The sequence below is a fragment of the Oleiphilus sp. HI0117 genome, from assembly GCF_001635235.1.
This window is the reverse complement of the sequence record NZ_LWGA01000388.1, coordinates 1-605: the sequence shown is the minus strand read 5'-3', so window position 1 is coordinate 605 and position 605 is coordinate 1. Positions and strand designations below refer to the sequence as shown.

At 47.6% G+C, this 605-nt stretch carries 1 protein-coding gene; it reads left to right on the top strand.

The genetic code is table 11. From position 1 onward, the window contains the following. Positions 1 to 605, top strand: a 605-nt coding sequence (locus A3757_RS04595) for an electron transfer flavoprotein subunit alpha/FixB family protein (protein WP_197469773.1), incomplete at both ends; no start/stop codon positions are given.

Below are 605 nucleotides of genomic sequence, written 5' to 3'. Positions count from 1 at the left end.
GCCTACGGTCACTCTCTAGCTGAGAACTTATCTCTACTAGTTGCTGATCTTGGTAAAGGTTATTCTCACATCGTTACTTCTGCGGGCACTACGGGTAAGGACTTCCTTCCACGTGTAGCTGCTTTGTTGGATGTGGCGCAAATCTCTGACATCATCAAAGTTGAATCAGCTGATACTTTCGTTCGTCCTATCTATGCAGGTAATGCGATCGCTACTGTTCAGTCTTCTGACGGCATCAAAGTAATCACTGTTCGTGGTACTGCGTTTGATCCTGTTGCTGCTGAAGGTGGTTCTGCTGCTGTTGAAGCTATTGATAACGTTCAGGATGCTGGCATCTCTACCTTCGTTGGTGAAGAAATGGCTAAGTCTGATCGTCCAGAGTTGACTGCTGCTGACATCGTGATTTCTGGTGGCCGTGGTATGCAAAATGGCGACAACTTCAAGATTCTTGAGTCTGTTGCTGACAAGCTAGGCGCTGCTGTAGGTGCATCACGTGCCGCTGTTGATGCTGGCTTCGTACCTAACGATATGCAGGTTGGTCAAACAGGTAAGATTGTTGCACCTAACCTTTACATCGCTGTTGGTATCTCGGGTGCTATCCAGCA